This is a genomic window from Pseudoxanthomonas kaohsiungensis (genome assembly GCF_010211765.1).
GTDB classification, from domain to species: domain Bacteria; phylum Pseudomonadota; class Gammaproteobacteria; order Xanthomonadales; family Xanthomonadaceae; genus Pseudoxanthomonas; species Pseudoxanthomonas kaohsiungensis.
Genome location: NZ_PDWO01000001.1, coordinates 251,368 through 268,627, shown reverse-complemented (window position 1 = coordinate 268,627; position 17,260 = coordinate 251,368). Strand labels below are relative to the sequence as shown.

The window sequence follows — 17,260 nt, the reverse complement described above, 5'->3', positions numbered from 1 at the left end:
GCCTTGGACCGCCTGCGGTTCTTGCGGATTCCGGGCGCGCATGCCGCGCCGGGGCGCCGGCGTGCCCGGATTTGCAATCGGGCGGGGCGGGGCACAGGATGGCCCGGACCGCCGCGACCGCGGCCCATGGGATGGGGTGGGGTATGGCATCAGCCGACGCGAAGATGTCCCGGTTCCAGCTCACCGCGATGGTGGTGGGCAGCATGGTCGGCGCGGGGATCTTCTCGCTGCCTCGCACGTTCGCCGGCGCCACCGGTCCACTGGGTGCGGTGATCGCCTGGATCATCGCCGGCACCGGCATGTACATGCTCGCGCGGGTGTTCCAGTTCCTGGCCGAGCGCAAGCCGCACCTGGATGCGGGCGTGTTCGCCTACGCAAAGGAGGGATACGGCGACTATCCGGGCTTCCTGTCGGCGTTCGGCTATTGGATCGGAAGTTGCATCGGCAACGTTTCCTACTGGGTACTGATCAAGTCGACCCTGGGGGCGTTCTTCCCCGTGTTCGGCGACGGCAACACGCTCGTGGCGATCCTGGTGGCGTCCGTGGGCATCTGGCTCTTCCACTTCATGATCCTGCGCGGCATCCAGCAGGCCGCCGCGCTGAACATGATCGTGACCATCGCCAAGATCATCCCGATCCTGGTGTTCATCGCCATCCTGTTCGTCGCCTTCAAGATGGACATGTTCCGCTTCAACTTCTACGGCGGCGGGCTGGAAGGCAGCATCTTCGACCAGGTGCGCGCGACCATGCTGGTGACCGTGTTCGTGTTCCTGGGTATCGAAGGCGCCAGCGTCTACTCGCGCTATGCCAAGGAGCGCAAGGACGTCGGCTTCGCCACCATCGTCGGCTTCGTCGGCGTGACCTCGCTGATGGTCCTGGTCACGCTGCTGCCGTACGCGGTGCTCCAGCGCGAGGACATCGCCGGCATCCGCCAGCCGTCGATGGCCGGCGTGCTCGAGGCGGTGGTCGGCCCGTGGGGCGCGGTGTTCGTCAGCGTCGGCCTGCTGATCTCGGTGCTGGGCGCCTACCTGGCCTGGGCGCTGATCTGCGCCGAGGTGATGTCGGCCGCCGCGCGCACGCGCGACATGCCGGCGATCTTCGCCCGCGAAAACAAGGCCAAGGTGCCGGCGGCGGCGATGTGGGCCACCAGCATCGTGATCCAGGTGATCGTCATCACGACGTACTGGTCGACCGATGCCTTCGCGTTGATGCTCAACCTCACCAGCTCGATGGCGTTGATCCCGTTCCTGCTGGTGGCCGGCTACGCGATGCAACTGACCACGCGCGGGGAGACCTACGAGACGAGTGCTTCGGGGATCCGCACGCGCGACATCGCCATTGCCGCGGTCGCCACCGTCTACACCGGTTACCTGGTGTACGCGGGCGGACTCAAGTTCCTGGTCCTGTCGGCCATCCTGTATGCGCCGGGCAGCCTGCTGTACGTCTGGGCGCGCCGCGAGCAGGGCAAGAAGGTATTCGAGCGCACCTCCGACATCGTGATCCTGGCGCTGGCCACGCTCGGCGCGATCGTGGGCGTCTACTGGATCGCGACCGGCTACATCGTCCTGTAGGGCGGCATGGCCGCACCGGCCCCGCAACGAACCGCCCCGGCCGAGGCCGGGGCGGTGGTTCGCGGCTCTGGCCGGCCTGTGACGTTACAGGCGGGTGACGCGCGTGGTGACGCCGTCGGATGCGACGTTGACGCGATCGCCGGCGCGGAACTGGTCCGGGCTGCCTTCCTGCACGACCGCCACGGTGCGGCCGTTGTCCAGCTGCACGGTGACTTCAACGCCGGGACGGGTGGTGCCGGCCATGGCATTGCCGGCCGCGCCGCCGGCGACCGCGCCGCCGACGGTGGCAGCGGTCTGGCCGCGTCCGCCACCCACCGTGTTGCCGGCCAGGCCGCCGAGCACCGCGCCGGTGGCGGTGGCCACGCCGCGCTGGTCGTTCTGGATGTTGACGGCACGGACCGCCGTGACGGTACCGGCTTCCACGTTCTGCGCACGCCCCGCCTCGGAGCGGGTGAACGTGTTGGGACTGCTGCTGGTAGCGCATCCGGATGCGACCAGCACGCCGATGACCAGGAACGCGCTGCCGATCGTTGCCTGAAGCTTCATATGCTCCTCCTTGCGTTGTGGAAGTGGAACCGCGGTGGGTTGGGACACTTCGGTCACGCCTGCCAGCGGGCATGGGGCGTGGATCTGCGAGGGCGACGGCGCCGCAGGAATGAACGGATGGACCCTTCATACTCCCCATGCACCGGGTACACAAGAGCCGCTGCAGCATCGTTGCAGCGCGGCAATCGACACGCCGCCGCGGCCGGTGTAAACATGGCTCCCGGCACGACCCGCCGCGCCGCGGCCCTCGCGCCGGCCGGTTCCAGCAAGGATGCCGGCGGCCGCAAGCCACACATCGCTAGGGAGACTCGAAATGTCCGGTTACGCGTATGGCGTCCATTCGGAAGTCGGTGTTCTTCGCAAGGTGCTCGTCTGCTCCCCCGGCTTGGCGCACATGCGCCTGACGCCGCGCAACAAGGACGACCTGCTGTTCGACGATGTGATGTGGGTCGACAACGCCAAGCGCGACCACTTCGACTTCGCCTCGAAGATGCGCGACCGCGGCGTGGACGTGGTGGAGATGCACCAGATGCTGGCCGAGACCGTGGCCATGCCCGAGGCGCGCAAGTGGATCCTCGACCACCAGATCAACGCCAACGAAGTCGGCCTGGACGTGATGGACGACGTTCGCGCCTACCTAGACAGCCTGCCGCCGCAAGAGCTGGCCAACGCGCTCATCGGCGGACTCAGCGTGCTGGAGGTGCCGGACGAGTTCGCAGGGCCCGTGCTCAAGGCCGCGCGCACGGCGCCGGACAAGTTCGGCTACCTGCTGCCGCCGTTGCCGAACATGCTCTATACCCGCGACACCACGTGCTGGATCTACCAGGGCGTGACCCTCAATCCGCTGTACTGGCCGGCGCGCCACGAGGAGACCATTCTCACCACGGCCATCTACCGGTTCCATCCGGACTTCACCAGCGCCGATTTCCCGGTCTGGTACGGCGATCCCACCGTCGACCACGGCAACGCGACCCTGGAGGGCGGCGACGTGCTGGTGCCCGGCAACGGCGTGGTGCTGGTCGGCATGAGCGAACGCAGCTCGCGCACCGCGATCCTGCAGATGGCCAGCTCGCTGTTCGCCAACGGCGCGGCCGAGAAGGTGATCGTCGCCTCGATGCCGAAACTGCGTTCGGCGATGCATCTGGACACGGTGTTCACGTTCGCCGACCGCGACGTGGCCACGTACTTCCCCAGCATCGTCGACCAGATCACTCCGATCACGCTCCGGCCCAGCGACAAGAAGCCCGGTTTCGAGGTGACGGTGGAGAAGAAGCACTTCAACGACGTGGTCGCCGAGGCGCTGGGATTGAAGAAACTGCGCATGGTTCCGGCCGGCGGCGACCACTACGCAGCCGAGCGCTCGCAATGGGACAGCGGCAACAACCTGGTCGCGATTTCCCCCGGCGTGGTCCTGGCCTACGACCGCAACGTGACCACCAACACCGCGCTGCGCAAGGAAGGCATCGAGGTGGTCACCATCGTCGGTGCCGAGCTCGGGCGCGGGCGCGGTGGCGGGCACTGCATGACCTGTCCGCTGATCCGCGACCCGATCTCGTTCTGACGCCGCCAGCCATGGCCGGCGCAACGGGGGAGGGCAGCGGCAGGGCCGCGCCTTCCTGGCAGCGGTCTTCCCGGGTACCTCCAGGGTCCAGATGAACACAGCCACGCGCGTCGCCTTACTTCGCTCCCGCAATCCTTCGCCCCTGGGCACTTCGGTACTGGCGGTGGCGTCGACCATGGTCCTGCTGGCCGCCGCGCCGGCCATGGCCCAGGTCGACACCGATCCCATCGCCGACCTGATCGACGAACCGGGCAGTGCCGGCCTGGGCTTCCTCTACCGCTTCGAGGAGTCGCCGTACCTCGATGCCGGGCAGCGCACCGACCTGCTGCCCCTGTACCTGTACGAAGGCGAGCGTTTCTACCTCAACGCCGATCGCGCCGGCATCAAGTTCATCGACGACGACACCCACCGCTTCGATGCATTCCTGGCCCGACGCCTCGAGGGCTTCGCCGAGGACGACATCCCCGACGTGCTCGAAGGCATGGAGCCACGCAACGCCGGTGCCGACCTCGGCCTGCGCTACCGCCACCACCTGCCCTGGGGCACGCTGCGCGCGACCGCGCTGCGAGACGTCACCGACACCTCCAACGGCAGCGAACTGCGCCTGGGCTACTCGTACACCTGGGCCGGCGACCGCGGGAACCTGCGCCCGGACATCAGCGTCTCGTTCCGCGATGCCGACCTCAACAACTACTACTACGGCGTCGAAGCGGACGAAGCCACCCCGGATCGCCCGGCCTACGCCCCGGGCAGCGGCGTGGACGTCACCGTCGGCCTGTACGGTACCTGGAGTTTCTGGCAGAACTGGCGGCTGATCGGCGGCGTGGCGGGCACCCGCCACGACAGCGCGATCGAGGACAGCCCGATCATCCGCGACGGGCTGCAGCCGGCGATCTTCGCCGGCGCGGTCTACGACTTCGGCACCGCGATAGCCCGCTGGGACGACACCGACGTGCCGCTGCTGGCGAAGGTATTCTACGGGCGCGCGGCCGGCGACGGCTGCCACATGGTCAAGATCATGACCCTCAGCTGCACGTCGCTGGACCACGACATCCCGAGCAGCGTCACCGGCGTGCACGTGGGCCGGCCGTTCGTGGAGCGCATCAATGGCTGGCCGATCGACTTCCACGGCTACGCTGGCTTCCTTTACCGCAACGAGATGAACCGGATATCGCCGGACGCCTGGCAGTTCGACGCGTACATGAAGGGCTTCTTCTACGGCTTCCCGTGGAGCGACCGGGTCAATACCCGCATCGGCATGGGCGCGGGCATCTCCTATTCCAACCACGTGCCATCGCCGGAAGTGGTGAGCCAGGCCCGGCGCGAGCGCCCGACCTCCAAGCTGCTCAACTACCTGGATCCGAGCATCGACGTCAGCCTGGGCGACCTGTTCGGCAACAAGGACTGGAAGCAGACCTACTTCGGCCTGGGCATCTCCCACCGCTCGGGCATCTTCGCCAGCTCGCGGCTGCTGGGCAGCGTGAACGGCGGCTCGAACTACATCTACGCCTACGTCGAGACCACGCTGTAGCCCGCCGCGGCAGCAGGCATCCGGGCGCGACCCGGATGCGGCCACTCCCGGCGCGCCAGGATCACCGACGCGGGTTTCAGGCGCTTCTGACCCGGTGCGCCGGCGTTTCCCGCGGGCGCCAGCCTGCGGCGGTGCATACGCTGCAGGCATGCGACCCCATGCACGCCGCGCGATCCTGCTGACCCTGGGCTGGCTTCCCTTCACCACGGAGGCGCAACAGGTGTTCAAGTGCGTCGCGGGGAACGAGATCGCCTACCAGTCAGCCCCATGCGCGGCGGGGCAGGCCACGGAGAAGACCTGGCAGCACGGGACCTACGCGCCGCCCGACGAATCCCACCTCCAGCGCATCCGGCAGATGGAGGCGGCCAGCCGCCAGCGGGACAAGGAGTGGCGCGGCAGCCCGGGTCCCGGGCGGTCGGGCTCCAGGCGATCTCGGACGAGCGACGGTGGCGCCAGCGGAAAGTCCTCGATAGGACGCTGCGAAGCGGCCAAGGCCCGACGCGACCGCGAGCTCTATCAACTGGGCCCGTGGCGGACGATCAAGGACCTGCGCAAGCGGGATGCTGCCGTGGCGGAGGCGTGCAAGCCTTGAGGCGCGGCGCGGCGCGGCGGGTCTTCGTCCGCGCCGGCGCGACGCCACCGCTTTGCCAGGACGCCGGCGTCGGGGCCTGCACCAGCTCGAAGCGCTTCGCCTAGGGGCTGTCGTGGAGGGCGCTGCGGCGCGCACCGGGGCTACGGGCGGTTGTTCCAGGCGGTGGCCCAGGTGACCCCCGACCAGGGCGGCTGCGCCGTTTGAACTGCGCGGAGGGCGTGCATCTCGCGTTGCGCCGTCTTGGCACGCCGCATGACGCTTGTGCTCCAGCGGCGCGGCGCCTAGCTCGACGCGCTCGTTGCCTGACCAGCACGGCTGGCGACCCTGGATTCACGTGGGTCTCCCAGATTGCCTTCGAAGGCCGGGCCACCCGGCCACAAGCGCTTCACCCAATGCGAGATGACATCCGCAGCCGCTTCGGGATTGCGCGCCCACCCGAAATGCCGGCGCCAGCGCCCGCCGTAAACTGCCCCCTCCAACACCACCCGCTGCACGCAGGCCGACCGTAGCGGTGCGATCAACTCGATCTGGGCGCCTTCCGGCGCCACCAGGTCGCCGTGGACGCCGACTGCGAGGACCGGCAACTGCAGAGAGGACATAGCCTTCGCCAGTTGCGCTTCGTCGACGCTGCTTCCCTCCAGGCGATAGCGGCCTGTCGTGGCGTTGTAACCCCAGTCGCGCATCAATCTTCTCGGCTGGTCTCCGCCGAACCCGAGCATGTCGCCCGGGTACCACGGTAGTAGTCCGGCGGCCAGGCGGATCAGCCGCACGATCAGGCGTGCCTTGAGCCTGGCTCCGGGAGGCCAGGCGCGATGGTGGGCGGTTCCGGCTGCAATGAGTACCAGCCCATCCGGCGGTTCGGGCATCCGGGACGAGGCGAGCAGGGCCAGCTGGCCGCCGAGGCTGTGCCCGCAGAGGATGACCGGACGGCCGGGAAACCGCTTCCGGATGCCAGTGACGATGGCGGGGATCTCATGCTCCACGATCTCGCGGTACCCGAAATCGCGCGCTCCGCGGCGCCGGCCGCCGCCGCTGAGCAGGTCGCAGGCGAGGGCATGCACCTGTGCGCGTAATGCAAGCGCCTCGGTGAAGCGGGAGTAATACCGACCCGCGACTCCCATCGCGGGAAGGACCACCAGGACGGGAACGGAATCTGCAGTGGACATGACATCACCTCCGGAAGGGGCGACACGATCCCTTTCCGGCGTCCCTTGCGCGTCTCCGACCGGTCAGTGGGTCGCCTGCCACCCTCGGCCTGGCGCGCAGGGGACGCCCGAAGGACGCGGGTTGCAGAAGCTCAAGGCGGGTCTCCAGCCCGCCTTGTCCGTCCCACCTGTCTCCCAGGATCACGACATGATTTGGCCAAAAGTGCTGATGTACTCGTTCCTCCCTGCCTTCCTCCTGCTGGACCTCGCGCGAACCGCGCATGGCGATGGCCTGCGCTCCTGGCGCGTGCGGGCGGCCCTGGTCAGCGGGGTCACGTTCGGGCTGGCGCTGGCCGCCGGCTTTGCCTACAAGGCGTTGCTGGGAGGATTCCATCTGCTGCCGGGCGATCGGTTGGGCCTCGTCGGGGGCATCGTCGTCGGCGCGCTTTCCTACGACCTGCTGCACTACGCATACCACCGTATGGCGCATCGAAGGACGTGGTTGTGGCGGATGGGGCACCAGATGCACCACAGCGCGGAGACTGTTGACGCCTGGGGCGCGTACTTCCTCCATCCGCTCGATGCATTGGTGTTCCTGCTGATCTCCAATACGCTGCTCGTGCCCGTCCTCGGCCTGGACCCGCTTGCGGCTGCGTGGGCGGTGGCGATCATCCGCTTCTGCGTCGTGTTCCAGCATGCGCGGCTGCGGACTCCGCGATGGCTGGGATGGTTCATCCAAAGGCCGGAGAGCCACGGCATCCATCACGAGCGTGGGGTGCATGCCTGGAACTACGCGAACTTCCCGGTATGGGACATGATCTTCGGGACGTATCGCAATCCGCGCGAGGCTGTCGCCACGGCCCATGGCTTCTATGACGGCGCGTCCGGCCGGATCATCGACATGCTCGCGTTCCGCGACGTGGCGCAGGAGATTCGCACGCCGGCCACAGGTTCCCGCGTCCCATGAGCGCCGCGCTGGTGGTTGCCGCATTCGCAGCGTCGGCGTCGGCGCTTCTGGTCTCGCATGTATTGATGCCAAAGCGGGTCGGCAGGGTACACCTTGGTGGCCACTACACGCGGCTGTCGCTGGAACACGACGGGCGCTGCCGGACTTATGGTGTCTACCAGCCCCGATCAGGCGCCACCGGCGAGGGTCTGGTGGTGGTGCTGCACGGATCGCGAGGCAGCGGTGCAGGGATACGGCGCTGGACGGGCAACACCTTCGACCGGCTGGCCGACGAACTGGGCATCGCGATCGCATACCCCGATGGATGGAAGGGCCACTGGAACGACTGCCGAAAGGCGGGCGCTTACGCCGCCAAGGCGTTGAACGTCGACGACGTCGGCTTCATCGACCGCCTGGTCTCGGCACTGGCCCCTGGGGGGCGCGTTGCCGTAGTGGGCTACTCGAATGGCGGCTACATGGGCCTGCGCTGGGCAATGCAGGGCGCACGCACGCCACAGGGGCTGGTGATGGCGGGTGTTGCACACGCAGAAGTAGCCCAGACGCAAGTGGTTGATTAATAAGCGCGCGATGAACAGATTGTCCATGATTGCTGCGTTGTCCCCAGCACTTTCGTCTCCTCAGTTATCAACGCCCCGCACTCCGCACACCCCAACGTCAATGCCCCGCACTCACGCCTCCCCACTTTTCGACGCTACGCACTGAAATCTGGTCACTTTCCCCGGGGCTGGGTCCATTTCAGACCAGCTGAGGCGGTCAGCAGGTCATTGGCGTCCTCATAGGTGCTCATGGACGCGAATGCCACCCAGACACAGGGATTGCCATCTAGCCTCGCCAGTGCCAATGGAACGGTCAGCTGGAGCCTCCTTTTATGCCCTGCATAAAGCTGCGGGACATACCTGGCCAAGATCGCCCGAAGACCTTCTGAGTAGTTTCGGCAGAGGACGTCGCACTGAACGCGACGGAGCAACCCCAAGGTCTGCTTGCGAAGACCCGCCGCCAGACCGGGCACATCGATAGCAAACGCATCCTCCAGGTGCACCAGGAACCTTGCACACACGGGATGGACTGACTGCAAGTTGAGAAAACGCTGATCGCCCATGGCCAGTGGGGGAAGGGAGCACACCACCGCCGAGGCCTGAGGTCGAAGCGGCTCTTCGTTCTCCTCAGCCACCATGCCAAGGAAGAAGGTGCGCTCACGAGGGCTCAGACTTCCTGGAGGCAAGGTAAGGGCTATTTCCCTTACCACCGAAGCGCAGCCGTTCTCCATGAAACGCGGCAAATGCAGCATCCTGGGAACAGCGTCTCGTAACCCCATCATCCGCCGCGCATCCTCAGCGGGACTCAACCGTTCGGAAGGCAGTTCTCGCTGGTAAGCGCGAGCAGGCGTGGGCGAGGGTGCGGATTCCGGCCGTCGTAACGTCGCCGGCAACTGCACCAGCTGGCTTAGCGCATGAGAACTCGGAACCTCGGGTGGGGTACCCACCAGTATTTGGCAGTGACGCATGGTTTGCGCCCACGTGAGGTAGGTATCCAGATAGCGCTCGGCCCCTTCGACAGGACGGCTGAGTCGGGCTGCGGCGGATTCGTTGAGAAGATCCATCCCACACGAACATGTCAGCAACTTCCGCCCAGCTCCGCTGGTCATGGCTAGGCTGCCGTCGCAACGGGGACAGTTCGTTCTCAGGTTGACGCCATGCCATGGGCAGTGGCTGATCCAAGGAAGCTGGTGGACATGGCAGTGGTAGCCTAACCGGATGCATGCCACGCAGTACCGTAATGGCGTCGTCACAGCGCTCGGCACCTGGTGTTCCCGGTAGGGCTTCCAGATCGCCGGATCCCACGTATTCGGGAGTTCGAGTTTGAGTGCTGCAGCCATGGCCTGGCGACGGCTTGGCGAGGTGGCAAGGACGTGGTGCAGGTCATCGTCCCGACGCACATAGAGACCGAAGAAACTGCGGAAATCAGCCGAGTTCAGTTGATTGAGGCGCGTTAGCCGGAGCAAACAACCGAACGCGGATTGGGCTGGCACCAACTCGAATCGATCCCCCACCAGACGCATCGGCATAGTGGATAGCGCGCTCATTTCCGCACCCGCTGCCGAGCATGTTCGAAGAATGCGAAGGCCGACGCTCGTAGGCCAGACCGAATGTCATCTCGCGTGAGTCCTGTGAAGTCTGGTCGATCACCGGCTACGTGGACGAGTACGTGATAGACGAAGACCTCGAAGGACACCATCAACCAGTCACTCGGGACGGCTAGTTCTTCCTGAGCGCAGAGTAGTTTGATCTCGGCGAGGATCGGATCGCGTTCCTGCTCCAAGCGCCACCCGTTTGCAAATGCCCGGGTTGCAAACGTTTCGCTAGCGGAAGGAGAGTCCACATGTGGATGGCGCAAGCCTTGGTCATACTCCCGGAGCGCCAAGGCAACATCACAGGCGTCTTGTTGATCCTTGTCATATTCGGGAATCTCCCACAGCAAGCCGGTGAACACGTGACGGTCAACGAAGTAACGCCCGTAAATATGCGGCGGAGCCAAGGAGGCGAGATCGTCGGCACCGCCACGTTTGTTGTCGTTCTGGCAGACAAAAAGGAAGAACAGGCTCAGACTTCCATTGAAGTGATTGTGGACCTTCGCAATGTGTTCGTAATCCTCGAGTGTGAGCAGTTCGGCCGACTCGACAACTATGATGACGAGATCAGCATCGGCGCGCCCCGCCTCTTCCTCGACCGCACGTATGATCCTGGCCGTGGAGTCTTGGGCATTGGCATTGCGAGCGCCCTTGAGTCCCATGCCAAGAACCATTTCGCGCAAGAAATTGCCCTCCGTATGTCGGTCCGGACTTCCCGCGACCATGCGCAAGAAGCCGATGTTGTAGGGACGCCATTTGAGCGTGAGTTCCAGGATGCGGGCCGCCGTGGTCTTGCCGGCGCGGCCAGAGCCTATGATTCGAAAACTCGGGCGGCCGTACATCAGTGCCAGTCCAAGATCTTGAGCCAACCGATCCTGAGGGCGGGTGATGATGTTGGGGCGAACTCGCCGGTTGAGAGGATGCGTTTCCAGGGTCATGTGAGCTACCTCAGCGCAACTGGAAACGGCCCGCCGGCGGGCGCATGCCAGCAAGCGGGGCAGAGGTATCACGCGAAGACGGCGCGGGGCGCGCGACAGCGGGAACATCCCCACTCAAGATCAGTCCGCTCGCCCAAGAGCGCATCTTGGCGGCCTCTGCGCGTACGCCGGCGTGGTACGCCATTACATTGTCCTGATGCAGAGTGTCCTCTGTCGTACGTGCCAGCGGGTTCCGATTCCACGCAGCGGCGCGGATACGAGTAGCGAGGGAATGGGGCACCTGGTTGTACGGCGCCATGACGTGCAGCGTCATCAGACGCTTGCCTTCATCGCTCCACAGGGTCATCTGACGGATGTCTTCCGGATTTTCATACGTAGCCGTAAAGCTATCACCGAGCAGCCCCCATTGACCGGTTAGCTGAGGCGAGCGATAGCGGCCGTAGTCCTGATAGACCAATGGCGGCACCCCGCTGGATTGTGAGCCTTTGATCGTCACCTGCATGCGCTGGACCGTGAGACGACGCGCGTGCTCTTCCGTATCCGGGCACCGCCATAGCAGGGCCCCCGATGCCAGGTGGCCATCGATCAATTCCTTGGGCGACCGCGGCTCGCGTGTGCTGAGACTGGAAACGTTATGGGCGGTGACATAGGTGTCGATCAGGTCTTCCATGAACTCCACGATCAGGGGATAGCGATCGCCTTGCAGCGTGGAGATGGCGTACTTGCTGCCCTGTGCCGTCTCCGGCATGAAGCCGCCGGCGATGTAGCGGAGCAATTCGTTCTCGATGATCTTGAACAGGGCCTCGATATGCGCTCGCCCCTGACCCATGCCGGAGCGGCCGAAATGCAGAATGCCCAAGTAGTAGTCCACCAGGTTTTCCAGCGACATCTTGGCCAGGTGGCTACTGTCGTTATCCAGTGCCGCCATCACACTTCGCGGCACGAGCCCATCCTGCAGATAGCAAGAGGGCATCCACGCGCGCGGCGAGTAGCGCATATCGGGCAGGAGAAGTTCGCGCGGAGTCCAGGGCCGGAGCGCCTTGGCGAACAAGGCCAGGACATCCAGTCGATGGTACTTGCGTCCCACCACCAACGACCATGCCAGAATGGCGCCGCTTGCAACGTCGACGATCACTAAGATCCACAACTGCTTCACGCGCTCCAGGCGATAGGTGCCGTCGGCCAGCGGCATCGCCATCCACGCCTCGACGTCAACCCGGTGCTCGTCAAACTCGATCCGATCGAACGGTTTCAGCGCAAACAAATGTTCGATGCGCGTAACGCTCGGGGCCTCGGGTTGCTCGGAGGCATACTCGGCCTCGCGAGTTTCCCGCATGCGACGCAGGCAGCTTTGTAGTGCACGGCGTCCACCATCAACCGTGTTGAGGGGATACGCGTCGGCATAGCCGTTGTCGCGTAGCATGGTGGCCATCGCCGTGTACAAGCGATTGAACGCAGGACTACGGCGTTGTCGATTGGGTAGGGCCCCTTTGAACTTTTGCACCAGGCGGCCCAGTTCAGGCAAGGCTTGCAGGACCATCTCGAACGCGAACGCATGGGCCTGCTGTGGCATGACCGCATGGCGGGGTGCCCGAATGGAAAAGCGCTTTTGCGGGATACATACGTCGTAGCCGATACGGCGCCCCGTCAACTCGCAACGCTGCACTGCATACCCAATCATGCGCGCCAGCGTCTTGCGATCTATAGCGTGGCGGGTCGCTACGGCCGACACACTAGCGCCTTCCAGGAGGCTATCCATGGCGCGGATGCGGTTATCGATGACGGCCCATTCCTCGTCCCCGAATGAGGCCTTGTTCGGCTTGGGGCAGGCGCGGATAGCCTCAACATCGGCCTCGGTCAACTGTGTACTCATCGAGCCGTACTCCAGATCAGTGAGCGTCGCATCAGTCGCCGCGTTGCATCTGTGGTCAACACCCCCAGGTAAATCAACTCGGCAACCACGATCAGCACGTGGCTGGGCGGGAACATCGCCAGGTCCTGTTGCAGCTGGTCGATCGTGCAGCGGGCATAACGACGTACGGCGGTGATCACCTCATGGCGCATCACCAGGTCGGCTTTGAGCCAGGATGCTGATTGCACCCAAGGCAGCAGCTGAAACGCCAGCTCGACGTGATGCTCCCGATTGCGCACCTGATCTTCCGTCACCAGTTGCAGATCAATGCCCGCGCCGTGGGCCGCCGCGCGTAACCGATCGATTTGTCGGGGGCGTCGGCGCCCGTCCGAACCAGGTAGCGTATCCGCGTCGGGAATCAGTAGCGCAAAGTGCTCACGTCCAGTGTTGTGTCGCCACCAGAAGGAGAGTTCGACCTGCTTCTCACCGACCTCGAGGTAGCGCGGTCGTTCGGTGACGGCGGTGACGCTTGGATCGAATTCCAGCTGCAGCCGGAACCCCAGCTGGAACGGACCGATCACGTCGACCTGCCGGTTCTCCTTGCAACTGCGAAAGCTGAAGACATCGAGTCGCTTGCGCTCAGTGCGGCTCAGCTCCCGCGCCGTGAAGTGACGCGGGTGTGCATTGTGGAGGGGGCTGGCCAGATCGACCGGCACAGCCTCCTTCCTCGGGGCGGCATGTGCCGCCCCGTTCTCGGAGTTCTCCAACATGTAGCCTCCCGGGCCTGGTCAGGTCGCGTTGGACTCGACGGCTGGCCGCGGGGCGCGCGGGCGCAGAGACCAGATCCGGAAAGCTTCTACGGCACCATCGGCGGTGACCCACACATCTGCGACTGCCCGCAATGCTCCGCAGGTGAGCTCGTGGCGATAGCGTCGCAACCCGCCCGGGCTTTCGGTAGGCGTCAGGCCGTAACCGGCAAGAATCTCATTAAGCGTGCTGCCGCGGGGAATGCCCGGCAAATCCGCTTGGAGGGGAGACGAAGGGTGGTCCCTCGACAACAGGGGGGCGAAATCGTTCATGGTGACAGCTCCAGAAGAGCCCCTTGCGGGGCGGGGGTTGACCCACGACGCAAGCGGGCTCTAAGCTGGAGGTGTTCGAGGCCTCCGGGCATCGCCGGCCCCTGTTGCAAGCAGGGGCCTTTTCATTTGCGGGGTAGGAAGTGATGACGCCTCGGGGTGTGCTCACGTTCCGGTCCCCGGAAGCGGGCGCCCAAGTTGGCAGGTCAGAGACGGATCGCAAGGATCCGTAGATTGGTTGTCGGTCCGAGCCACCAACCACTGGGCGACATCCAGCGTCAGAGCAAATCGCCCTCGGCGCCCCTCGATCCTGAACACCCTAATCGGAAGGCGTTGCTCGCGGCGCGCTTTGTCGAACGCTGCCTGCGTCCGGAAACCCAGGCTCCGAACCAAGTCTCGCCCGCCGATCAATGGGCCGTACTGTGCGATCAGGCTGGCTCGGTATTCTTCAAGGGCAGCCACCTGCGCAGTTTCCGGTTGAGGAATCATTGGTGGGATTGCCCAGTTGACGTAAGGCGCGGATAGTCACGATTCGGTGTTCTCTATTCCATCCACGTGACGCGAACGAAGCGGGCGTCACGTGGATTGACTGGGTTCGCAAGTTAATGGTATGGCCGCCCCTCTATTCAGCGAATGGGACATTCACAACCATTGCGGGTAAGACAGCCGTCCGGCGGATCCATGGATCGCATGGTCGCGTGTGCTCGGGGGGAGGCTTGCGCGGGAGTCTTGTCGGCATTCTTTGGCGTCACCGATCCGAAGAGCATTGATAGCCGGTTGGGTCGACGGACCAGAAGTCAGGGCGATGCCCGATTGCAAACTACGGGGATTTCGCGCTCGTGGCTCGAGGGAGCGCGCCCCAGCGACACAGTCGTCGATGCGCTTGAAGGGCCCACCTTGCGTGCGGATTTCCGGCGGATGCGTGACTTGCCGCTATGGCAATTGCTAGACACCGATGGTGGCGATCTCGCAAGGCGCGCCGATGAGGTGATTCGCAGCTCACCAGATCCCATGAGGCGACTCATGGAAGGGATAGGCGTTAAGTCCGGCGGAGAGAACTCGCGAACGCGCTTACCTGTCAGTCAACACATAATCCAGAGTCTTCGGGGGTACGATTCGCTTCTCGATTTTGATGCCCCTGACCTTGAAAATCTCACGTGCTTGGTGGCATGCGCACGCCACGGCGAACTTCAGAAGAGGAGACCTGCGCATAACTGCTTCCTTGCATTCATTTGGTGTGGCTGCGCGAATGGTTGCGGTAGATCCGGCTTTTGCGCGAAGTCATTGTAAGTTCTACACCGCCTTATCGAATGCATTGCTTCAACGTATCTCAGTAGGGGGTCTGGAGTTTGCCGTAACTAGGTCGGATTTTGATGAGGCGGTTGCGGCCGCACGTAGTGGGGCTCAAGCCGCCGGAACAGCGGTTGAAACATTTCTTACACTTCGACGTCTGCTCAGCAGTCCTGAAGCCAAGGGGGACGGACTCGCCAAGCTTGTTCCCGACCAAATGGACGCGCGCGAGTTTTGGACCAGATGCGCTGCGCTTATACGAAGCGAGAAGTGTGACGCCGTTTGGGCAGCCAAGCGCATTGGTCGAGAGTGGTCTGATGGTCGGAGGGGCGCTGTAAAGCGTCAACCGCGTAGTGCCGGAGGAGGTGCGGCGCAGCTCTACGCCACCCTTTGACCTGGTGTTGGCCGCGCTTTGAAGGCGCGTGCCACCCGTGTGAGAGAGCCGCAGCCGCCACGGCCACGTCGTCCTTATCATGTCGAGCGCAGTCTCATGGAATCTGCGAGATGGATATCTCAACTCAATAATATCGCTGAATCGACGCGGCAGGGGATCGAGGCAACCTGGGTACAGAATTAGCCTTCGGATGTCGGTTGGAGAATCACCGAATATTTCAGCACGACTGAGGCTAGGGCTGTTGAAGGCGAGCTGCCACTAGTTCCCTTGCAATCCTTGCAGGCCCTTCGTCTGGCGACTGCTCTGCAGAACCCGCGGAGCTACGGGCCTGGTCGGCGTAAGTCTCAAGGAACATTGCCGTGTGGAACCGATACTTGTGCGCCTCGCTCGGCAGCTCTATGTCTAGTTGCTTGGCAATCAGCTTGGCGTAGTTGAGCTGGGCCTCGGTCGGTGCCTTCAGGTCCCAGTCCATGGTGTCCGCCAGAAGCGATTCCAGACGTTGCTCGAGCTTCTTGACGAAGGTGTCCCGCACCCGTCGATCGCGGATCCGCTCGTACTGGATCGTCAGCGCCTCTTCCAGTCGCGTCGAGACGTACAGCTCGAGCGACATCTCGACGCTGGGATTTACCAGATAGAGGGCCATTGCTCGATGCCGGAGGGTGGGGTGGCGCGCCTGTCCTGGGTTGCGTGGGTATGCTACATGATTTTCATGTAACCGGTAGCCGTGCCATAGATTCCGTGGTCGCCCCTCCCTGGTGCGACCATGGCTGCCAAGACGATCTACAGCGAGGCCTACCGGCAGCTGGTGCAGGACCTGCGTACCCTGCGCGAGCAGGCCGGATGGTCGCAGACCGCGCTTTCCCATGAGATGGGTTGGCCGCAGCAGCGGCTGTCGGCGGTGGAGGCCGGGGCCCGGCGGCTGGATGTCCTGGAGTTCCTGCAACTGGTGCGCGCCCTGGGCCTGACACCTGAAGCGGGGATCGGCCTGGTGACCCGCGCCGAGGCCAAGGCGCCCGCGTCGCGCCCCGCCAAGCGGGACCGGTAGCCGGGCGTTCGTCGGACCTCGGCGGCCAGTGGGAGGAACGGGGTCCGGGAGTGCCTTGAGCGCGCGCCCTCGTGCGGACGATTAGGGGCCGTTATCGTGGCTAGCAGCCGACAAGTTCGCCTGCGCTGCGTGTTTTTGCGTCCGGCGGCCTCCAGATACCGTTCGAGGCTCATGAGCGGCACCCCGGTTCCGGACATGAAACCTGGGCGCTGCCCGGCCGGCGCAGTGCCCCCAGGATGGTGCACGTTCCGCGCTCGCCGCCGGCGCAGTCGGCAATGACCCGTTCCAGTTCCGACGCCATACGCTGCAACTCTGCGATGCGCCCCTGGATATCGGCCAGATGGGTGCGGGCCATGGCGTCGACGTCGCGGCACGACATGGTGGGGTCGTCGTCCAGGCGCAGCAGGCTGCGGATCTCCTCCAGGCTGAAGCCCAGCTCGCGCCCTCGGCTGATGAAGCGCAGCCGGTCGACATCGGCGGGGGTGTAGGAGCGATAGCCGCTGTGCGTGCGCTTGGGCGGCGACACCAGGCCCGAGCGCTCGTAGTAGCGGATGGTCTCCAGGTGGCAGCCACTGGCGGCGGCCGCTTCGCTGATCTTCACGTGCTTGACTCCGTAGCTACTAC

The 17,260-nt window shown here is 64.6% G+C and carries 16 protein-coding genes; 7 read left to right on the top strand and 9 right to left on the bottom strand.

Annotated features, from left to right (window positions below):
• Positions 1–98 precede the first annotated feature (98 nt).
• Positions 99–1,571, top strand: a complete 1,473-nt coding sequence (locus tag CSC66_RS01280) for a basic amino acid/polyamine antiporter (protein ID WP_338016006.1) — start codon at positions 99–101, stop codon at positions 1,569–1,571.
• An 84-nt stretch (positions 1,572–1,655) separates the two neighbouring features.
• Here CSC66_RS01280 and CSC66_RS01275 read toward each other — a convergent pair whose 3' ends face one another.
• The gene (locus CSC66_RS01275; RefSeq protein WP_162375469.1) at positions 1,656–2,117 is read right to left on the bottom strand and encodes an outer membrane lipoprotein; all 462 of its coding nucleotides are present in this window, start codon (positions 2,115–2,117) and stop codon (positions 1,656–1,658) included.
• A 313-nt stretch (positions 2,118–2,430) separates the two neighbouring features.
• Here CSC66_RS01275 and arcA point away from each other — a divergent pair, with 313 nt between their 5' ends.
• The 3 genes from arcA (at position 2,431) to CSC66_RS01260 (ending at position 5,801) form a co-directional block, all read left to right on the top strand.
• Positions 2,431–3,678: an arginine deiminase gene (gene arcA, locus CSC66_RS01270; RefSeq protein ID WP_162375468.1), complete on the top strand. Its 1,248-nt coding sequence runs from the start codon at positions 2,431–2,433 to the stop codon at positions 3,676–3,678.
• Positions 3,679–3,769: 91 nt separating this feature from the next.
• Positions 3,770–5,209 carry a MipA/OmpV family protein gene (locus CSC66_RS01265; protein WP_162375466.1) on the top strand — a complete coding sequence of 480 codons (1,440 nt, stop codon included), beginning with the start codon at positions 3,770–3,772 and terminating at the stop codon, positions 5,207–5,209.
• Between the two features lie 148 nt (positions 5,210–5,357).
• The gene (locus CSC66_RS01260; protein ID WP_162375464.1) at positions 5,358–5,801 is read left to right on the top strand and encodes a hypothetical protein; all 444 of its coding nucleotides are present in this window, start codon (positions 5,358–5,360) and stop codon (positions 5,799–5,801) included.
• A 281-nt stretch (positions 5,802–6,082) separates the two neighbouring features.
• Here CSC66_RS01260 and CSC66_RS01255 read toward each other — a convergent pair whose 3' ends face one another.
• The gene (locus tag CSC66_RS01255; RefSeq protein ID WP_162375463.1) at positions 6,083–6,967 is read right to left on the bottom strand and encodes an alpha/beta fold hydrolase; all 885 of its coding nucleotides are present in this window, start codon (positions 6,965–6,967) and stop codon (positions 6,083–6,085) included.
• 121 nt (positions 6,968–7,088) lie between these two features.
• Here CSC66_RS01255 and CSC66_RS01250 point away from each other — a divergent pair, with 121 nt between their 5' ends.
• Together CSC66_RS01250 and CSC66_RS01245 are read left to right on the top strand one after the other, a co-directional pair.
• The gene (locus CSC66_RS01250; RefSeq protein WP_162375461.1) at positions 7,089–7,913 is read left to right on the top strand and encodes a sterol desaturase family protein; all 825 of its coding nucleotides are present in this window, start codon (positions 7,089–7,091) and stop codon (positions 7,911–7,913) included.
• A complete protein-coding gene (locus CSC66_RS01245) occupies positions 7,910–8,470 on the top strand; it encodes an alpha/beta hydrolase family protein (RefSeq protein WP_162375459.1) in 561 nt (186 codons plus the stop codon). The genes CSC66_RS01250 and CSC66_RS01245 overlap by 4 nt, the downstream gene beginning before the upstream one ends.
• Positions 8,471–8,622: 152 nt before the next feature.
• Here CSC66_RS01245 and CSC66_RS01240 read toward each other — a convergent pair whose 3' ends face one another.
• The 6 genes from CSC66_RS01240 to CSC66_RS01215 form a co-directional block, all read right to left on the bottom strand.
• Positions 8,623–9,996, bottom strand: coding sequence for a hypothetical protein (locus tag CSC66_RS01240; protein WP_162375457.1), 1,374 nt, complete (start codon positions 9,994–9,996; stop codon positions 8,623–8,625).
• Entirely contained in the window at positions 9,993–10,979 is a 987-nt protein-coding gene (locus CSC66_RS01235; protein WP_162375456.1) for an ATP-binding protein, read from the bottom strand. The genes CSC66_RS01240 and CSC66_RS01235 overlap by 4 nt, the downstream gene beginning before the upstream one ends.
• A gap of 10 nt (positions 10,980–10,989) precedes the next feature.
• The gene (locus CSC66_RS01230; RefSeq protein ID WP_162375454.1) at positions 10,990–12,852 is read right to left on the bottom strand and encodes a hypothetical protein; all 1,863 of its coding nucleotides are present in this window, start codon (positions 12,850–12,852) and stop codon (positions 10,990–10,992) included.
• The gene (locus tag CSC66_RS01225; RefSeq protein WP_162375452.1) at positions 12,849–13,601 is read right to left on the bottom strand and encodes a hypothetical protein; all 753 of its coding nucleotides are present in this window, start codon (positions 13,599–13,601) and stop codon (positions 12,849–12,851) included. Before CSC66_RS01225 ends, CSC66_RS01230 begins: the two co-directional genes overlap by 4 nt.
• Positions 13,602–13,619: 18 nt before the next feature.
• Entirely contained in the window at positions 13,620–13,910 is a 291-nt protein-coding gene (locus CSC66_RS01220) for a hypothetical protein (protein ID WP_162375450.1), read from the bottom strand.
• A gap of 1,913 nt (positions 13,911–15,823) precedes the next feature.
• Positions 15,824–16,234 (bottom strand): hypothetical protein, encoded by a 411-nt coding sequence (locus CSC66_RS01215; RefSeq protein ID WP_162375449.1) that lies wholly within the window; start codon positions 16,232–16,234, stop codon positions 15,824–15,826.
• Between the two features lie 120 nt (positions 16,235–16,354).
• Between CSC66_RS01215 and CSC66_RS01210 the strand changes: the two genes are divergently transcribed.
• Complete coding sequence (locus tag CSC66_RS01210) at positions 16,355–16,636, top strand: helix-turn-helix domain-containing protein (RefSeq protein WP_162375447.1); 282 nt, start codon at positions 16,355–16,357, stop codon at positions 16,634–16,636.
• Positions 16,637–16,805: 169 nt separating this feature from the next.
• Here CSC66_RS01210 and CSC66_RS01205 read toward each other — a convergent pair whose 3' ends face one another.
• Positions 16,806–17,237: a MerR family transcriptional regulator gene (locus tag CSC66_RS01205; RefSeq protein WP_024867893.1), complete on the bottom strand. Its 432-nt coding sequence runs from the start codon at positions 17,235–17,237 to the stop codon at positions 16,806–16,808.
• Between the last annotated feature and the right edge of the window lie 23 nt (positions 17,238–17,260).